Source organism: Ruegeria sp. BF12 (assembly GCF_056538705.1).
Window position 1 is genome coordinate 73,353 of sequence record NZ_JBQFTP010000011.1, and the last position, 15,400, is coordinate 88,752.

General features: G+C 57.7%; 15 protein-coding genes. 5 read left to right on the forward strand and 10 right to left on the reverse strand.

The window, feature by feature from the left end:
• Window positions 1–20: 20 nt before the first annotated feature.
• The 5 genes from ACR0J0_RS16920 to hslO form a co-directional block, all read right to left on the reverse strand.
• Window positions 21–1,853 carry an ABC transporter ATP-binding protein gene (locus tag ACR0J0_RS16920; protein ID WP_480665316.1) on the reverse strand — a complete coding sequence of 611 codons (1,833 nt, stop codon included), beginning with the start codon at window positions 1,851–1,853 and terminating at the stop codon, window positions 21–23.
• Window positions 1,850–3,688, reverse strand: a complete 1,839-nt coding sequence (locus ACR0J0_RS16925) for an ABC transporter ATP-binding protein (protein ID WP_480665317.1) — start codon at window positions 3,686–3,688, stop codon at window positions 1,850–1,852. The genes ACR0J0_RS16920 and ACR0J0_RS16925 overlap by 4 nt, the downstream gene beginning before the upstream one ends.
• Window positions 3,689–3,879: 191 nt before the next feature.
• A complete protein-coding gene (locus tag ACR0J0_RS16930; RefSeq protein ID WP_480665318.1) occupies window positions 3,880–5,034 on the reverse strand; it encodes a CCA tRNA nucleotidyltransferase in 1,155 nt (384 codons plus the stop codon).
• Entirely contained in the window at window positions 5,031–5,627 is a 597-nt protein-coding gene (locus ACR0J0_RS16935) for a CoA pyrophosphatase (RefSeq protein ID WP_480665319.1), read from the reverse strand. The genes ACR0J0_RS16930 and ACR0J0_RS16935 overlap by 4 nt, the downstream gene beginning before the upstream one ends.
• Complete coding sequence (hslO, locus tag ACR0J0_RS16940) at window positions 5,620–6,597, reverse strand: Hsp33 family molecular chaperone HslO (RefSeq protein WP_480665320.1); 978 nt, start codon at window positions 6,595–6,597, stop codon at window positions 5,620–5,622. The genes ACR0J0_RS16935 and hslO overlap by 8 nt, the downstream gene beginning before the upstream one ends.
• A 76-nt stretch (window positions 6,598–6,673) precedes the next feature.
• Here hslO and ACR0J0_RS16945 point away from each other — a divergent pair, with 76 nt between their 5' ends.
• Window positions 6,674–7,123 (forward strand): NUDIX hydrolase, encoded by a 450-nt coding sequence (locus ACR0J0_RS16945; protein WP_480665321.1) that lies wholly within the window; start codon window positions 6,674–6,676, stop codon window positions 7,121–7,123.
• Here the strand turns inward: ACR0J0_RS16945 and ACR0J0_RS16950 are convergent.
• The gene (locus ACR0J0_RS16950) at window positions 7,117–8,388 is read right to left on the reverse strand and encodes a PP2C family protein-serine/threonine phosphatase (RefSeq protein ID WP_480665322.1); all 1,272 of its coding nucleotides are present in this window, start codon (window positions 8,386–8,388) and stop codon (window positions 7,117–7,119) included. The two genes, ACR0J0_RS16945 and ACR0J0_RS16950, sit on opposite strands and share 7 nt — an antisense overlap.
• Before the next feature lie 164 nt (window positions 8,389–8,552).
• On the opposite strand from ACR0J0_RS16950, the gene ACR0J0_RS16955 reads away from it, so the two are divergent.
• Window positions 8,553–8,876, forward strand: coding sequence for an Hpt domain-containing protein (locus ACR0J0_RS16955; RefSeq protein ID WP_480665323.1), 324 nt, complete (start codon window positions 8,553–8,555; stop codon window positions 8,874–8,876).
• A gap of 34 nt (window positions 8,877–8,910) precedes the next feature.
• Here ACR0J0_RS16955 and ACR0J0_RS16960 read toward each other — a convergent pair whose 3' ends face one another.
• From ACR0J0_RS16960 to ACR0J0_RS16970, 3 genes are all read right to left on the reverse strand, one after another.
• On the reverse strand, window positions 8,911–9,792 hold the full coding sequence (locus ACR0J0_RS16960) for a hypothetical protein (RefSeq protein WP_480665324.1): 882 nt from the start codon (window positions 9,790–9,792) through the stop codon (window positions 8,911–8,913).
• A gap of 117 nt (window positions 9,793–9,909) precedes the next feature.
• Window positions 9,910–11,136: a threonine ammonia-lyase IlvA gene (gene ilvA, locus ACR0J0_RS16965; protein ID WP_480665325.1), complete on the reverse strand. Its 1,227-nt coding sequence runs from the start codon at window positions 11,134–11,136 to the stop codon at window positions 9,910–9,912.
• A 58-nt stretch (window positions 11,137–11,194) separates the two neighbouring features.
• Complete coding sequence (locus ACR0J0_RS16970) at window positions 11,195–11,962, reverse strand: hypothetical protein (protein WP_480665326.1); 768 nt, start codon at window positions 11,960–11,962, stop codon at window positions 11,195–11,197.
• Between the two features lie 141 nt (window positions 11,963–12,103).
• Between ACR0J0_RS16970 and ACR0J0_RS16975 the strand changes: the two genes are divergently transcribed.
• The 3 genes from ACR0J0_RS16975 (at window position 12,104) to msrA (ending at window position 14,529) form a co-directional block, all read left to right on the forward strand.
• Complete coding sequence (locus ACR0J0_RS16975; protein ID WP_480665327.1) at window positions 12,104–13,330, forward strand: argininosuccinate synthase; 1,227 nt, start codon at window positions 12,104–12,106, stop codon at window positions 13,328–13,330.
• Between the two features lie 147 nt (window positions 13,331–13,477).
• Complete coding sequence (locus ACR0J0_RS16980) at window positions 13,478–13,759, forward strand: SCP2 sterol-binding domain-containing protein (RefSeq protein ID WP_480665328.1); 282 nt, start codon at window positions 13,478–13,480, stop codon at window positions 13,757–13,759.
• Window positions 13,760–13,857: 98 nt separating this feature from the next.
• Entirely contained in the window at window positions 13,858–14,529 is a 672-nt protein-coding gene (gene msrA / locus ACR0J0_RS16985; RefSeq protein ID WP_480665329.1) for a peptide-methionine (S)-S-oxide reductase MsrA, read from the forward strand.
• Here msrA and ACR0J0_RS16990 read toward each other — a convergent pair.
• Window positions 14,526–15,398 carry a ribokinase gene (locus ACR0J0_RS16990; RefSeq protein WP_480665330.1) on the reverse strand — a complete coding sequence of 291 codons (873 nt, stop codon included), beginning with the start codon at window positions 15,396–15,398 and terminating at the stop codon, window positions 14,526–14,528. The two genes, msrA and ACR0J0_RS16990, sit on opposite strands and share 4 nt — an antisense overlap.
• Window positions 15,399–15,400: the final 2 nt, after the last annotated feature.

Here is a 15,400-nt window from a genome sequence, read left to right on the forward strand (position 1 = left end):
GTTTGCGTGCAACAAAACCCTTATTCTGCTGCTTCGGCCTGAATGAACCCACCCGATTGGCGGTGCCAGAAGCGCGCATACAGCCCACCCTGTTTGAGCAGCGCTTCATGGGCTCCGGCCTCGACAATGCGCCCCTGATCCAGAACGATGATCCGGTCCATCTCGCTGAGCGTCGACAAGCGGTGCGCAATCGCCAGTACCGTCTTGCCCTGCATCACACGGTGCAGCGCTGTCTGGATCGAGGCTTCGACCTCGGAATCCAGTGCTGAAGTCGCCTCGTCCAACACCAAGATAGGCGCATCCTTGAGAATTGCGCGGGCCAGCGCAATCCGCTGTCTCTGTCCACCGCTAAGCTTCACGCCACGCTCGCCCAAATGCGCGTCATACCCGGTTCGGCCATGTGCGTCCTGAAGGCTGAGGATGAACTCATGCGCTTCGGCTTTTTGCGCGGCTTCGATCATTTCCTCTTCCGTCGCGTCGGGACGACCATAGAGGATGTTCTCGCGCGCAGAGCGGTTGAACATCGCGGTTTCCTGCGTGACCATGCCGATTTGGCGGCGCAGACTGTCCTGCGTCACCTTAGACACATCCTGCCCATCAATCAGAATTGCGCCCTTCTCGCCGTCATACAGACGCAAAAGCAACGAAACCAAGGTCGATTTGCCCGCCCCGGATGCGCCGACAATGCCCAGCTTTTCGCCGGGATGAACCGTCATGTTCACGTCCGACACGCCGCCGACATCCCGTCCATAGGCGAAACTGACCTGGTCAAAATCGATCTGACCGGCCGGAACTGTGAGTTCCGTTGCGCCGACTTGATCTTCGACCCGTTCACGTTTGGCGAGCGTTTTCATGCCGTTTTCGATCTCACCCACATTGGCATAAAGACCCATCAACGTGAAACTGACCCAGCCCGTCATCTGCGCAATGCGGATCGACACGGCACCTGCGGCCACGATATCCCCCGCAGTCGCAGCACCGGCTTGCCACAGCCACAAGGTCGCCCCGATCAACAGAACAGGCAGCACGCCCGCCAGCAACATCAGAATCAAACGGAAGCTGGCCGACAGGCTGCCGAAGGCAAGCATCTTGTCGCGCAGATCCACCATGGAATTTCGCGCGGCCTGATCCTCGAAGTCGGAATGGGCAAACAGCTTGACAGTCTTAATGTTGGTGATCGTGTCAACGACCTGCCCCGAGACCATGGCGCGCGCGCCTGCCCGCGCGGCCGACCGTTTACGGATGCGCGGCAAATACCAGCGGATCAGAAGAAAATACACAGCCAGCCAAACCGCAAAGGGCAACATGACCAGCGGATGAATAGACCCTAACAAAAGCAAAGAGCCCACAAGCGAGGCAAGAGCGAAAACGATCGCGCTGATCGTTTCGGACACGACCGAGGCCATCGCGTTAGACGTTTGCATCTGTTTTTGCGCGATGCGACCTGCAAAATCGTCGTCGAAATAGGTCACCGACTGGCCCAGCGTCCACCGGTTCAGTTTGGCCAGAACCAGAGGGGTGATATTCGGCATAACCACATAGGCGTTCGAATAGGCTGATAAGCCAAACAAAACCGGGCGCAGCAACATGAAAAAAGCCACGGCCCCAAGCATCATCCAAACATTGCTAGCGGTCAGAAAGTCATCCGGCCCGCTTGTCGTCGCAATGTCGATCACCAAGCCCAGAACCCATGCCGTTCCGGCCTCCATCGCGCCTGCCATGGCCGAGAAGAACGCCGCGACGAAAATCATCGGCCAGGCCCCCGACAGGCACCAGCGAATGAACGCCCCCAGTGTTTGCGGTGGGGGCGTTACGATGTTCTTGAACGGGTTGATCAGGTCGGTAACCTTCATTCCGCAGCCTCCGGGTTCAGGAAGCCGCCAGATTGCCGCGCCCAGAACTGGGCGTAAAGCCCACCTTGCGCCAGCAGTTCGGAATGTCCGCCCTGCTCGACAATGCGGCCACCATCCATGACCAGAATACGATCCATCTGCGCGATGGTGCTGAGCCGGTGGGCAATGGCGATCACGGTTTTACCTTGCATCATGCCGTAAAGAGTTTCCTGAATTGAGGCTTCGACCTCGGAATCTAGGGCGGATGTCGCCTCGTCCAACAGCAAGATCGGCGCATCCTTCAGGATCACCCGCGCCAGCGTCACCCGCTGCCGCTGACCGCCGGACAGTTTCACACCGCGTTCGCCCACATGGGCATCATAGCCGGTACGCCCTTCGGGATCTTGCAGATCAAGAATGAACTCATGGGCTTCAGCCTGCTTGGCGGCGGCAATCATCTGCTCTTCTGTGGCTTCGGGACGGCCATAGAGGATGTTGTCGCGCACCGAACGATGCAGCAGAGCGCTGTCCTGTTGAACCATACCGATATGGCTGCGCAGACTGTCCTGTGTCACTTTCGCGATGTTCTGATCATCGATCAGGATTGCGCCCTGCTCGACGTCATAAAACCGCAAAAGCAGCTTAACTAGGGTCGATTTACCCGCGCCGGAGCGCCCGATCAGACCAATTTTCTCACCCGCGTTGATGGTTAGGTTGACGTGATCCAGGCCACCGGTTTTGCGTCCGTAGTGATGCGACAGATCGCGAATATCGATCTGACCCTTGGTCAGTTGCAGTGGTTTGGCGTCCGGCGCATCCAGCAGATCGATGGGCTGGGCAATCGTCTCCATCCCTTCGGCCACAACGCCAAGCTGGCGGAAGAAACTGGTCAGCGCCCACATGATCCACCCGGTCATCGCGTTCAGACGCAGGGTCAGGGCGGTTGCCGCCGCAACTACGCCGACGGACGCACTGCCCTGCATCCACAGGGCGATGGCCCAGCCGACCACTCCGACGATCAGCAATCCGTTCAGAGTGACCAGTACCGCATCCATGATGGAGAAGATCCGCATCTCGATCTGGAAAGTCCGGCGTGTATTCTCGATGGCTTCACGCGCATAATCCAGTTCCTGCGCGCCGTGGGCGAACATCTTGACCGAATGAATGTTGGTATAGCTGTCTACCACCCGACCCGTCACAGCCGAACGCGCGTCCGACGCCGCCTGAGACGCCGGGCCGACCCTTTTCACCGTCCAGCGAACCAGAACAGCATAGAGCGCAAACCAGATCAGCAAAGGCAAAAGCAAACGCGGATCAGCCGCCATCAGTAAAATCGCAGCACCAATCAGGTAGGCAATCGAGAAAGAGATGGCATCAAACACCTGAAACACGGCCTCACCCGCGGCTGGCGGGGTCTGCATGATCCGGTTGGCGATGCGGCCGGCAAAGTCATTCTCGAACCAACCCACGGATTGGCGCAGAACGTGTTTATGCGCCCGCCAACGGATCAGCGTGCCAAAGTTCGGCAGGATCGTGTTGTTCAGCAGCAGCACATCCACGACGTGCAGCAAAGGGCGCAGAAACAGCACGAACAGTGCCAGCAGGATCAGCTCGGTCCCGTGGTCCTGCCAGACTTCGGTGGGTGTGCCGGACAACAGGTCAACAACACGCCCCATATAGTAGATAAGCCCGACCTCGACCGCTGCGACGATGATGGAAATCAGCGCCGCCCAGAAGAAGACCCAATAGAACGGCTTGGAATAATCCAACATGAACGGCCACAACCGCGTGGGCGGCGTGTCGGTTTCGTCATAGGCAACAAATGGGTCAACGAGGTTTTCGAAATAGCGAAACATGGAGAGTGCTCCGATTGAGCAGAAAATTAAGTCATGCGAAGAAAGATGGCGCCAGAACACCACCCTTACGGGTCAATGTGTCCCGGCTTTAGCCGAACCAGATCCCGTAATACATTCGCATCCCTCCATTCATGTGACAGGGGCAAGTAACCATAAACTAATTTACTTGTCATCCCCTTTTGAGACTTCCTTTATCCGCCCAGCAGATCTTCGCGGCTCAACGTGAAGCCCGAGGCGATCCAGCGTGCCTCAAGCTCGGCCAGTTTCCTGCCCAGCGCGGGGCCGGTAAATTCGGGTATCAGATCACCGGCACTGATTGGAAAAGTTGCAGCAGCGCCGGCGCTCAGGTCATCCCTCATGGACTCTGTCCAGGGCTGCTCCAGAAAGGCGCAGCGCAATAGGGTTTCGTGCAGCCCGCCTTCTTCGCCATAGCGAAAGCCCAATTCGGCAATGCTGGCCGTACCTGAAGCTTCATCCCGCATGCGGGTCAGGCGTTGCAACTGGGCGCGGCTCAGACGCAGGGTCTTTGCAATCTCAGGGGTCGCAATTGCCGCCAGACGGCGCACGGCATCCGATTTTGCCCCGGCCTGCTGCTCCAGCGCGACCAACGGGGCCAGTGAACGATCATCTGCGCCCGGTAACAACTGTGCCAGTACGCCGGCACTGCGCATTGCGGCAACCGAGGGGGCCGGATCCGGTGCACCCAACAGCTTCAGAAGCTCTGCCCCGACCCGTTCGCGGGACAGGTCCGTCAGCCCATCAAGATTCGAAGCAATCGCCGCCAGGGCATCCGGATCAAACCCGGCATCGGCATCGCCATACCAGGCGTGAAACCGAAAATAGCGTAGTGAGCGCAAATAATCTTCGCGAATGCGGTTCTCTGCGGTTCCGATGAACCGGACACGACGCGCCTGCAAATCGGGCAACCCTTTCAGAGGGTCCAGTACGGTGCCGTCAGGCCGCGCGTAAATCGCGTTCATGGTGAAATCGCGGCGGGCGGCGTCCTCTTCGACCCTGTCGGAAAAGACGACGACAGCGCGGCGGCCATCGGTTTCTATATCACGGCGAAATGTGGTGATCTCATGCGGGATACCCTGGCTGACCACGGTTATGGTGCCATGGTCAATTCCTGTCGGGATCGCCTTGAGCCCCGCACTTTGCGCCAGTTCGACCACTTTTTCGGGCCTCGCGTCGGTGGCAATGTCGATATCCGAGACCGGTGCACCCAACAGAGCGTTGCGAACGCAACCTCCGACAAACAAGGCTTGCGACCCAGAATCCGTTAAGGCGGCACAGACCCGTTGCGTAGCGGGCTCTGTTACCCAGTCTTCTTCGATTTGCGTCATTCGCTGATCCGTGCTGCCAATCCCCGCAGAATACGGGCCGTTGCGCCCCAGATATAATAGGGGCCGTAAGGTACCGTAAAATAATACCGCCTCTGTCCACGCCACCGGCGCGATTCAACGATATAATTCGCAGGGTTGAGCACATGTGCAAGTGGAACCGAAAATACTTCGGCTACTTCACCGGGCTCGGGCACGGATTGGAAAGACTCACGCAGGATCGCCACCACCGGTGTGACGGTGAAAGACGTCACGGTCTCATGCGTGGGTAGGTGTCCGAGAATTTCGGGCAGTTCGGATGGCAGGCCGATTTCTTCGCGCGCTTCGCGCAGGGCGGTGGCGGTGACGTCTGCGTCGCCTTCGTCTTGCTTGCCGCCCGGAAAAGCGATCTGGCCGGGATGATGCTTTAGCGCCGACGATCTCTTGGTCAGGATCAAACGCGGAGCGCCATCAACAACTGAGATTGGAACCAGGACTCCGGCGGGGCGCAGTTTACGCCCTTCGGGCAGAACGGTATCGGGGTTCAGGTCGAAATCGCTCGACCCGTCGCCGGGGCGGCGCAGTGCCGCCCGCAGCTGATCTGTCGGATCAGGCACCGTCGGCATCAAATCCGACCGTGGAGGGATCCAGCACGTAATGCGCGCCGCAGAATTGGCAATCGGCAGTCACCTCACCTTCCGGCGTGGTCATCTTTTCAATGTCCTTGGCCGAATAGATCGACAAGCTTTGCCGCACCCGATCCTCGGAACAGGTACACCCAAATTGCACCGGTTGCGCATCATAAACCCGAGGCTGTTCCTCGTGAAACAGCCGGATCAACAGATCTGTGGGCGCGATCGATGGACCGATCAGTTCCAGATCGTCGACCGTGTCCAACAGGATGTTGACGCGGCCCCAGTTCTCGCCTTCCTCACCGTCGACCAGATCGTCAGCAGTCAGGATCTTGCCTTCGCCCTCACCCGACGCAACAAAGGGCGAGGCTTTGGGCATATGCTGCAACATGACACCACCGGCGCGCCAGTGTTCGCCAACGCCAGGCTCGGTCGACTTGCCGAAGCTGAGCGAGAACCGGGTCGGCAACTGTTCGGACTGGGCAAAATACGCCTCGGCGCAGGCGCTCAGCGACCCACCAGCCAACGGGGTAATCCCCTGATAAGGCTGCGTACCTTCACCCTGATCGATCATGATTGCGAAATACCCCTCACCGACTTGATCAAACGGTGCCCCGTCGGACAGGCGATCGCGGTCAAAGCTGGCGTAAGCGCGGATGCGCGCCGGCTCGCCCTCTTTCCGCGGGGCGTAATAATCGGTAGCGATCATACGCACGGCACCCTTGGACTGGACCTGCAGCGACAGCTTCCAACGCAGCGCAACGGTCTGGCCGATCAAAGCGGTCAGCAAGGCCATTTCGGCCACCAAGGCCTCGACCTTTTCGGGGTAATCATGTTGTTTCAGGATGCCGTCGAGCACGCCATCCAGACGGGCCACGCGGCCACGCATGTCCGATACATCCAGTTGAAAGGGCAGGACGGTGTCGTCCCACGCGATTTTTGTTCCAAGAGACATGGGGTTTCCTTACACGCCACAGGTTGGCATACCGCCAGCATATAGGTCGAACAATTCGGGTTGTAAGGGGCCATACATGATCAGACGGTTTGGTGAAACCCCACAAGCGGGACGCAAATACACGCGTCGGCCCGGTGTCTATGCTTTGTTGCCGCGCGGGCGGGGGTTGTTGGTCACCTGGTACGACGATGGGCTAAACCCGGAACTGCAACTGCCCGGCGGGGGCATTGATCCAGGCGAATCACCGATATCCGCGCTGCACCGAGAAGTTTTCGAAGAAACCGGATGGTTAATTACGGCCCCGCGCCGTTTAGGTGCCTTTCGACGTTTCACCTACATGCCGGAATATGATCTGTGGGCAGAAAAAGTCTGTCTGATTTATCGCGCACAACCCGTGCGCCGCATGGGTCCGCCGCGTGAAGAGTTTCACGAAGCCCGGTGGATGGATACCGCAGACGCCGTCGAAAAGCTGGGAAACAGCGGTGATCGCCACTTTGCCGGTTTGCATCTGCAAGGGCTTCAGTGACCGTTATATTCAAAGAATACGGCCGAGACGTCATCGTCCATACCACTGTCCGGCGACATCACTTGCGTCAGCCGCCAGAACATATCGTCCAGAAACTCTGATCCGCTGCGGCCAGGGGCGCAATCGAGCGCCATCTGACGCAGCCCTTCGTCTTCCAGTAAGCCACCTTCGGCAAGACCACACTCCGTAAACCCGTCTGAGTACAGCAATAGTCGGTCGCCCGGTTGCATATACGTTTCTGTCCGCTGAAAGGTAACGTCCGGCAACAAGCCAATAGGCAACCCGCCATTGCCCAGAAACTCCGTGCTCCCATCCTGCCGCAGCAGCAATGGATGAGGGTGCCCGGCCTGAACCATCTTAAGGTGCCCATTGCGCAGATCGATTATCGCATAGACCATCGTGAAATACTCTTCGATGCCCGCATCCGCCATCAGCCGCGAGTTCAGCATCGCGGCCACCTCTTCCGGCGGCAGAAGCGCGTAGAATTTGTCAAAGCGCCGTTCCATGGCCACGTTCTGATCAAAGTGACTGCTTGACAGATACCCGCCCAACCGGGCCGTCATCATGGCCGATGTGATGCCATGGCCAGACACGTCGATGCTGTAAAAACCCAGCCGGTTGACGCCCGGAGAAAACATCCCCACCAGATCGCCACCGATATGCCCGCAGGGCTTCAGCAATAAGCTGACCCGAGATTTGCCAAACTCCCGGGTCAGTTCCGGAACCAGCGATTCCTGAATTTTTCGGGCCTGGATCAGGTCCTTGTCGATCGCATCATGGGCCACACGCAGTTCTTCAAGCGCGGACTCGATCATGCGGTTTTTCTCAGACAGTTCGCGCTGCATGTCCAGAATGCGTGCCCCTGCCGATATGCGCGCACGCAGTTCGTCTGCCTCAAGCGGCTTGATCAGAAAGTCATCCGCGCCGGCATCAAGGCCCCGCGCAACCTCTTGTTTTTCGCTCTTGGACGTCAGCAGAATGAAATAGCTGTATTGATCGCCATCCAGCGCGCGAAAAGCTTTGCAGAATTCCAGCCCGCTCATCCCCGGCATGACCCAGTCGCTGAGCACAAGATCCGGCGGATCGCTGAGGCACATTTCGATCGCGACGTCGCCACTGTCCGCCTCGATCACTTCAAAGCCCCATTTCTTGAGAGAGGCGACCAGAATCCGCCGCTGCAGGCGGCTGTCATCAACGACAAGCACCTTTTGGATCGCACCAAAATCCAGATCTGATCTGGTGTCTGCCTGACTGACCTCTGCCACCGTTACCCTGACCCGCGACGCTAATCGGAATGCGATGACCCTAACGCACGGCGGTTTAACATAGGGTGAAGCCGGCAAAACACTCCACTTAACCTGCTCTTTACCTATCTCGCAGTATCAAAGGTATGTCGCGGCAAGTGAAGAGCAGGTGAAGAGAGGATGGCATGATCAACTGGTCCAGGGTCCAACAGCTACGGGACGAAGTTGGCGCCAGCGAGTTCGATGAGGTGGTGCAGATCTTCCTCGATGAGGTTCATGAGGCGCTTTCCCGGCTGCAGCATGACACCGCACGCACCGGTTACGAACAGAACCTGCATTTTCTGAAGGGCAGCGCGCTAAGCCTGGGCTTTGAGGCACTGGCAAGACTCTGTCAGGACGGGGAGAGGCAGTCAGCACAAGGACAAAGCCAAACCGTTGACCTTCCCAATATTGTCAGTGTGTTCGAAAGTTCAGCCACTGAGTTCAAATCGGGGCTAAGCAATTTCTGAGGATGGTAACGGTGCAGTTGGGGTGCCCAAACAACTAGATCTTTACCGGAAACTCACTGGGAAACCGGAACTTCTTCAGTTTGAACTCCATCGTTCTGTCTAGTGTGAAGTACCCGTCATCCATTCTTTTCAGCGTCGTAGCGGCCTCCTGTCGACATAGCTCGACACAGTCTTCCATCGGCAGTTCGGGCGTGCCGGTAAGTTCCTTGTTCATCCGTCTAAAACGGCGCGACCGCCTGCGCCAGCCAACGATACCCACCGACTGTCCGGGGGATTTCCGGATTTTCACACCATCCGCCATGGTTTCATCGACCAGCGGTGATCTTTCCTGCTCACGGCGCTGCAACTCCTGCCAGTTGCCGAAATGGAAATGCAGGTTGAACAAGCCAGGCAGCAGGCCAAAGCTGTCGTTCATCACACCATGCCCGCCAGTGCCAAAGGACACCTTGCGTTGCACCAGGCAAGGCTTGGAATGAGGGATTTCGAACAGGCAATATTTGCTGTCTGTGATCAATGCCTGCTGATCCGCGTCATCCCGGGTTGCAACAAGGTTGAATCCGACCGCACCGGCAGAGTTTTCCTCGAACGCAAACGGGTATTCGACCAGAGGACGACCATCGACTGTCATCAGCAACTCATCGCAATCCGAAACAATGATCCGCTCATAGAATTGGGTCAGCATGGCGGAAAAATCCGACAGCATCCGCCACCGGGCATAGTCGAACGACTGGTGCAATCCGTCCCGCAGGATGGCGATTACATTGCAGCCCTGACCGATCCGATCGATCTCGGGGTCAGCGCCGTGCGACAGGATGTATACATTTTCACGGCCCAATTGGGCGGCATAATACGCGACCCATTTCTCTAGATACCAATAGTCGCGCCAAACCATGGTCACTGCAGCGAGCGGCTTCATATATCTGCTTTCCGGTCCTAAATGCCTGACTTTGCGTAGGTGAATTCCACCCGCCCGACAAGATTACTGCAGGTCAGGCGTGTTGCCCTGTGGCACAGAGTCCTTGAAACCAAAGCCTCAGATCACGAACTGCGCCAGCGTTTCGTCCTCGGTAATGTCGGTATAAGTGAAGCCGGCGTCATCCAGATGCGCAAACAGGCGCACAAAGTTTTCGGGCTTGCGGGTTTCGATCCCGATCAGAACCGACCCGAAATTGCGCGCAGACTTTTTCATGTATTCGAACCGGGCGATATCGTCCTCGGGACCGAGAATGCCCAGAAACTCTTTCAGCGCACCGGGGCGCTGCGGCAACCGGAGAATGAAGTACTTCTTGACTCCGGAATAGCGCTGCGCCCGTTCCTTGACCTCGGGCAAACGTTCGAAGTCGAAATTGCCACCCGATGTGACGCACACCACGGTCTTGCCTCGGATAAAGCTCTGGACGTCGCCGATCGCCTCAACCGCCAAAGCGCCGGCGGGTTCCAGAACAATGCCCTCGACATTCAGCATTTCGATCATCGTGGCGCAGATGCGGTCTTCCGACATCACCAGCACATCCGACAGATGGCGAGACTTTAGCAGTTCGAACGGTTTTTCACCGATCCGTCCCACCGCCGCGCCGTCAACAAACGTGTCCACATGATCCAAAGCCATAGGATGGCCAGCCGCCAGCGCGGCGCGCAGGCACGCTCCGCCCGCCGGTTCCACGAACAGGCAATGCGTCCGATCCCCGAACCACGTCGCCACGCCCGAGGACATCCCGCCTCCACCAACCGGCAAAACAACATGATCCGGCACACCACCAAGCTGCGCCTCGATCTCAACCGCCAGCGAGGCCTGCCCTTCGATCACATCTTCATCGTCGAAGGGCGACAGGAAATGCCCGCCCTGCTGCGCGCACCAATCCTGCGCGGAGGCCAGCGTATCGTCAAAATAGTCGCCGATCAGATGGATCTCGATGTTGTCGCCGCCGAAAATGCGGGTCTTCTGGATTTTCTGCTGCGGCGTCGTCACCGGCATGAAAATCACACCCTTCACGCCCAGATGCTTGCACATATAGGCCACGCCCTGCGCATGGTTCCCCGCGCTGGCGCAGACAAACAGGTCCTGCCCCTGCCGCTTGCGCATGGCGTTGAACGCACCGCGGATCTTGTAGGACCGCACCGGGCTGAGGTCTTCTCGCTTGAGCCAGATATCGGCGCCAAAACGGTCAGACAGATGGGCATTGCGCTGCAATGGCGTTGCCGGGAAAACAGAGCGCATCGCCTGCTCGGCTGCGCGGGCACGGGTCATGAAATCGGTCATGCACGCTTCACTGACTTATCCCGACTATAAGGGCAAGGAATACATATGTGTACGGCGATCAGGTGAGTTCCCGCTTTTCGACGAAAACTCCGTACATGGTGGTCATGATGCTGACGTTGATCATCGGCAGAATCAGCGTGCCAAAGAATACTGTCAGCAAGATTCCCAACACCGGAATGAATGCCAGAACAGTGAATACAAGCTGAACCAGTACCTGGAACAAAAACGCCACTACAATGAGGACCAATATGGAACTGGCAATACCTGTCGTACTGTTCCAAGCCCTACCGATTGTAATCGGTTCACCGATCGCGGTGGCGGGCAGGATGATCGACAGTCGGTAAAAACAGACCACCAGATAAACCAGGTAGACCGCCACCACGATGATCGACAGACCCACGAGGCTTTGGCCGAGCATTGCGAAAACCAGCCCCATCGGAAGCCAGGCGATTGCAAACAGCAGGCCCAGCATCAACGCGCGCCCCAGATAGGCGAGAATTCTGTCGAAGCGGAACGTGGGAAAAATACCGCTGGGGTATTCCTCAAGCAGGATAAAACGGTGCCATGAAACGGCGATCCAGAAAACAGTGACAAAAATAACCGCGATCAACCCCAGGACAAAAAGAATAACAGCCCCTGCAGATGTCCCCGGAGGTAGCTCTCCTGCGCTTTCTTCAAAGGCTTCCAATGGAATACCGGACACCAGGAACAGCGCCACAATCAATGCTGTCGCAACCAATGCGGGACCTACCGTGATTTGCAGTACCTGTTTGATGTTTCCAAACACCATCCGCACGGAATGGACAAAAATCTGCCAGCCCAACATCTTTCAACTGCCCTCTCAACCAATCATTGTTTTATATGCAAATGTTTCACCCCAATTCGCACCCTGCGTCAACGCTGATAACTTGCCCCCGCGTCCAAAACCCGCTAGGGGCCAGTCGTTCTACGCATAAAGGGAAGTCAGATGTCCGCGCCCAAGAAAGTTGTTCTGGCCTATTCCGGTGGCCTTGATACCTCGATCATTCTGAAATGGCTGCAGACCGAGTATGGTTGTGAGGTTGTCACCTTCACCGCCGATCTGGGTCAGGGTGAAGAGCTGGAGCCCGCCCGCCAAAAGGCCGAGATGCTGGGGATCAAGCCCGAGAACATCTATATCGAGGACATCCGCGAAGAATTCGTCCGTGACTTTGTCTTCCCGATGTTCCGCGCCAATGCGCAGTACGAAGGCCTGTACCTGCTGGGCACATCGATTGCCCGCCCACTGATTTCCAAACGTCTGGTCGAGATCGCCAAAGAAACCGGTGCCGATGCCGTGGCACATGGCGCGACCGGCAAGGGCAACGATCAGGTCCGCTTTGAACTGGCGGCTTACGCGTTGAACCCCGACATCAAGGTAATCGCGCCGTGGCGTGAGTGGGATCTGACCAGCCGGACACGCCTGCTGGAATGGGCCGAAGCGCACCAGATTCCGATCGCCAAGGACAAACGCGGTGAGGCACCCTTCTCGGTCGATGCAAACCTGCTGCACACCTCGTCCGAGGGCAAGGTTCTGGAAGATCCCGCCGATATGGCGCCGGACTATGTCTATCAACGCACCGTCCACCCCGAGGACGCGCCGAACGAACCGGAATTCATCGAGATTGGATTCGAAAAAGGCGACGCGGTCAGCATCAATGGCGAGGCGATGAGCCCGGCCACCATCCTGACCAAACTGAACGAATACGGCGGCAAGCACGGAATTGGCCGTCTGGACCTGGTCGAGGGCCGGTTCGTCGGTATGAAATCGCGCGGCATTTACGAAACACCCGGCGGCACCATCCTTCTGGAAGCGCACCGCGGTATCGAGTCCATCACCATGGACCGCGGCGCGATGCACCTGAAGGACCAGCTGATGCCGCAATATGCTGAGCTGATCTACAACGGCTTCTGGTACTCGCCCGAGCGGGAAATGCTGCAGGCCGCGATCGACAAGTCGCAAGAACACGTCACCGGCACCGTCCGCGTGAAACTTTACAAAGGTCTGGCCTCAACCGTTGGCCGCTGGTCGGATCACTCGCTGTACTCCGAAGAGCATGTGACCTTCGAAGACGATGCCGGTGCATATGATCAGAAAGACGCTGCAGGCTTCATCCAGTTGAACGCCCTGCGCCTGAAACTTCTGGCCTCGCGCGAAAAGCGTCTGTCGAGGTAATTCAAGCCTTCGCTATGATGACAAACCCGGCGCCCTAGATGGATGCCGGGTTTTTCTTTGTCGTCACTGTGTGAGTTCCAGCAGCGTCACCCTTGCCAGTTTTGTCTGTTTGTCTTTACCCAAAGGTCAACAGGGAAAGGACGTACCATGCTTCAGGACATCGCCGACGGGATTCAGAAGGGTCTGAACGGCAAGACATTTGACGGATCTCTCAAGTTTGACTGCGGTGATGATGGTGTGATTGTGCTGGCCGACAATCAGGCCACCACACAGGATCAGGATACGGATTGCACCATCCGTATTTCCCAGGAAAACCTGACCAAGCTGCTGACTGGCAAGCTGAACCCGATGACCGGCGTTGCGCTGGGTAAGCTCAAGATCTCGGGCAATATGGGTGTGGCGATGAAGCTGGGACAGTTGCTGGGCTGAGCGCCGATAAACTCGTCTCACCAGCGCGTGACAATCGATGTCAGCGGATTGCCACGACGGAAAAGTCCGGGCAGCTTGATCTCAAAAGGAGATCTGCCATGAACCGGACTGCTTACCTCGATTTCTTCAAACCAAGCCTTCTGTTTGGACTGATCACGCTGGCCGCCATGCTGCGCGCCCTGCCTGCGCCTGCGGCTGGAACTGAAACCCTGACAGTGGCCGGAGGCTGTTTCTGGTGTGTTGAATCCGATTTTGAATCCGTTCCCGGTGTGATCGGAGCAGTCTCGGGCTATACCGGCGGCAAAACCGCAAACCCGACTTATGATCAGGTTTCTAAGGGGGGCACGGGACATTACGAAGCTGTCCAGATCACCTTCGATCCCGCGCGGGTTTCCCGTGAAACGCTGCTGAGCATGTTTTTCCGCTCGGTCGATCCAACCGACGCGGGCGGTCAGTTCTGCGATCGGGGTAACAGTTATCGGACGGCGATTTTTGTCTCTACCACTGGCGAAAAGGCACTTGCGCAGCAGGCCAAGGCCGATGCGCAAAACGCGCTGGGGCAAACCGTGGTCACACCTATTCTGCAGTCTGGTGCGTTCTATCCGGCCGAGGCGTACCATCAGGACTACTACAAGGGTGACAAGCTGGTGCTTACCCGGTTTGGTCCGAAACGCCAGAAAAATGCGTACAAAGCATACCGCAAGGCTTGCGGTCGCGATGCGCGGGTCAAGCAGCTTTGGGGCAGCAACGCACCCTTCGCTGGATCCTAACCGAACCGGGCCTCAAGCACATCTTTGAGGTCGGGGATCACATCCGCCGTTCCGTGCCGCGTGACCATCAGGGCCGCGGCACGATTTGCTTGTGCAATCGCCTGCGGCATCGGCAGCCCACGATCCATTCCTGCCAGAACATAGCCGGTGAACGTATCGCCCGCGCCGGTCGTGTCCACCGCCTTTACCTTGTGCGCGGCTATTTCGAGAACATCGCCGTCTTTGGGAAAATAGCGAGCACCCTTTGATCCCAACGTCACCAGAACATGCTTCACAGGCAAATCGGCAACCGACAAGCCCGTGCTTTCGCGCAACTGTTCCGCCTCGACCTCGTTCAGAATCAGAAAGTCGAGGTAAGGCAATACGGCCTGAACCGCGTCGGCCTGAAAGGGCGCGGCGGCGTAGCAGACAGTCAGTCCCAGATCGCGCCCCATGCGGGCAGCCTCGACCTGAGCGTTGGTCTCATTCTGCATGACTAGCAGATCACCCGGAGCTGCTTGCGACAGAGCTTTCCCCAACTGATCCTGTTTGATGGCATGGTTAGCCCCCGGATACAGAATGATCTGATTCTCACCCTGCGCATCCACTGCGATAATGGCGTGACCGGTGGGTACGTCGACCTCGGAAATAAACCGAGTATCGACGCCATATTCGGTCATGCGATCCCGCGCCCAGCGCCCATCCGACCCGACGCCGCCAATATGCGCGACCCGCGACCCGGCCCGCGCCGCCGCAACGGACATGTTTGCGCCTTTGCCGCCCAGAAACCGCTCCAGATTTGAAGCGGCCAGGGTTTCACCGGCACTGGGCAGATGCGGCAGGCCATAGACCATATCCGCATTGATTGAGCCTAGGTTCCAGATCGTCACGG

Bases quoted from the DNA above. Each gene is read 5' to 3' on its own strand.
- ACR0J0_RS16920 (WP_480665316.1), bottom strand. From the start codon at position 1,853: ATGAAGGTTACCGACCTGATCAACCCGTTCAAGAACATCGTAACGCCC.
- ACR0J0_RS16925 (WP_480665317.1), bottom strand. From the start codon at position 3,688: ATGTTTCGCTATTTCGAAAACCTCGTTGACCCATTTGTTGCCTATGAC.
- ACR0J0_RS16930 (WP_480665318.1), bottom strand. From the start codon at position 5,034: ATGACGCAAATCGAAGAAGACTGGGTAACAGAGCCCGCTACGCAACGG.
- hslO (WP_480665320.1), bottom strand. From the start codon at position 6,597: ATGTCTCTTGGAACAAAAATCGCGTGGGACGACACCGTCCTGCCCTTT.
- ACR0J0_RS16945 (WP_480665321.1), top strand. From the start codon at position 6,674: ATGATCAGACGGTTTGGTGAAACCCCACAAGCGGGACGCAAATACACG.
- ACR0J0_RS16955 (WP_480665323.1), top strand. From the start codon at position 8,553: ATGATCAACTGGTCCAGGGTCCAACAGCTACGGGACGAAGTTGGCGCC.
- ACR0J0_RS16960 (WP_480665324.1), bottom strand. From the start codon at position 9,792: ATGAAGCCGCTCGCTGCAGTGACCATGGTTTGGCGCGACTATTGGTAT.
- ilvA (WP_480665325.1), bottom strand. From the start codon at position 11,136: ATGACCGATTTCATGACCCGTGCCCGCGCAGCCGAGCAGGCGATGCGC.
- ACR0J0_RS16970 (WP_480665326.1), bottom strand. From the start codon at position 11,962: ATGTTGGGCTGGCAGATTTTTGTCCATTCCGTGCGGATGGTGTTTGGA.
- ACR0J0_RS16975 (WP_480665327.1), top strand. From the start codon at position 12,104: ATGTCCGCGCCCAAGAAAGTTGTTCTGGCCTATTCCGGTGGCCTTGAT.
- ACR0J0_RS16980 (WP_480665328.1), top strand. From the start codon at position 13,478: ATGCTTCAGGACATCGCCGACGGGATTCAGAAGGGTCTGAACGGCAAG.
- msrA (WP_480665329.1), top strand. From the start codon at position 13,858: ATGAACCGGACTGCTTACCTCGATTTCTTCAAACCAAGCCTTCTGTTT.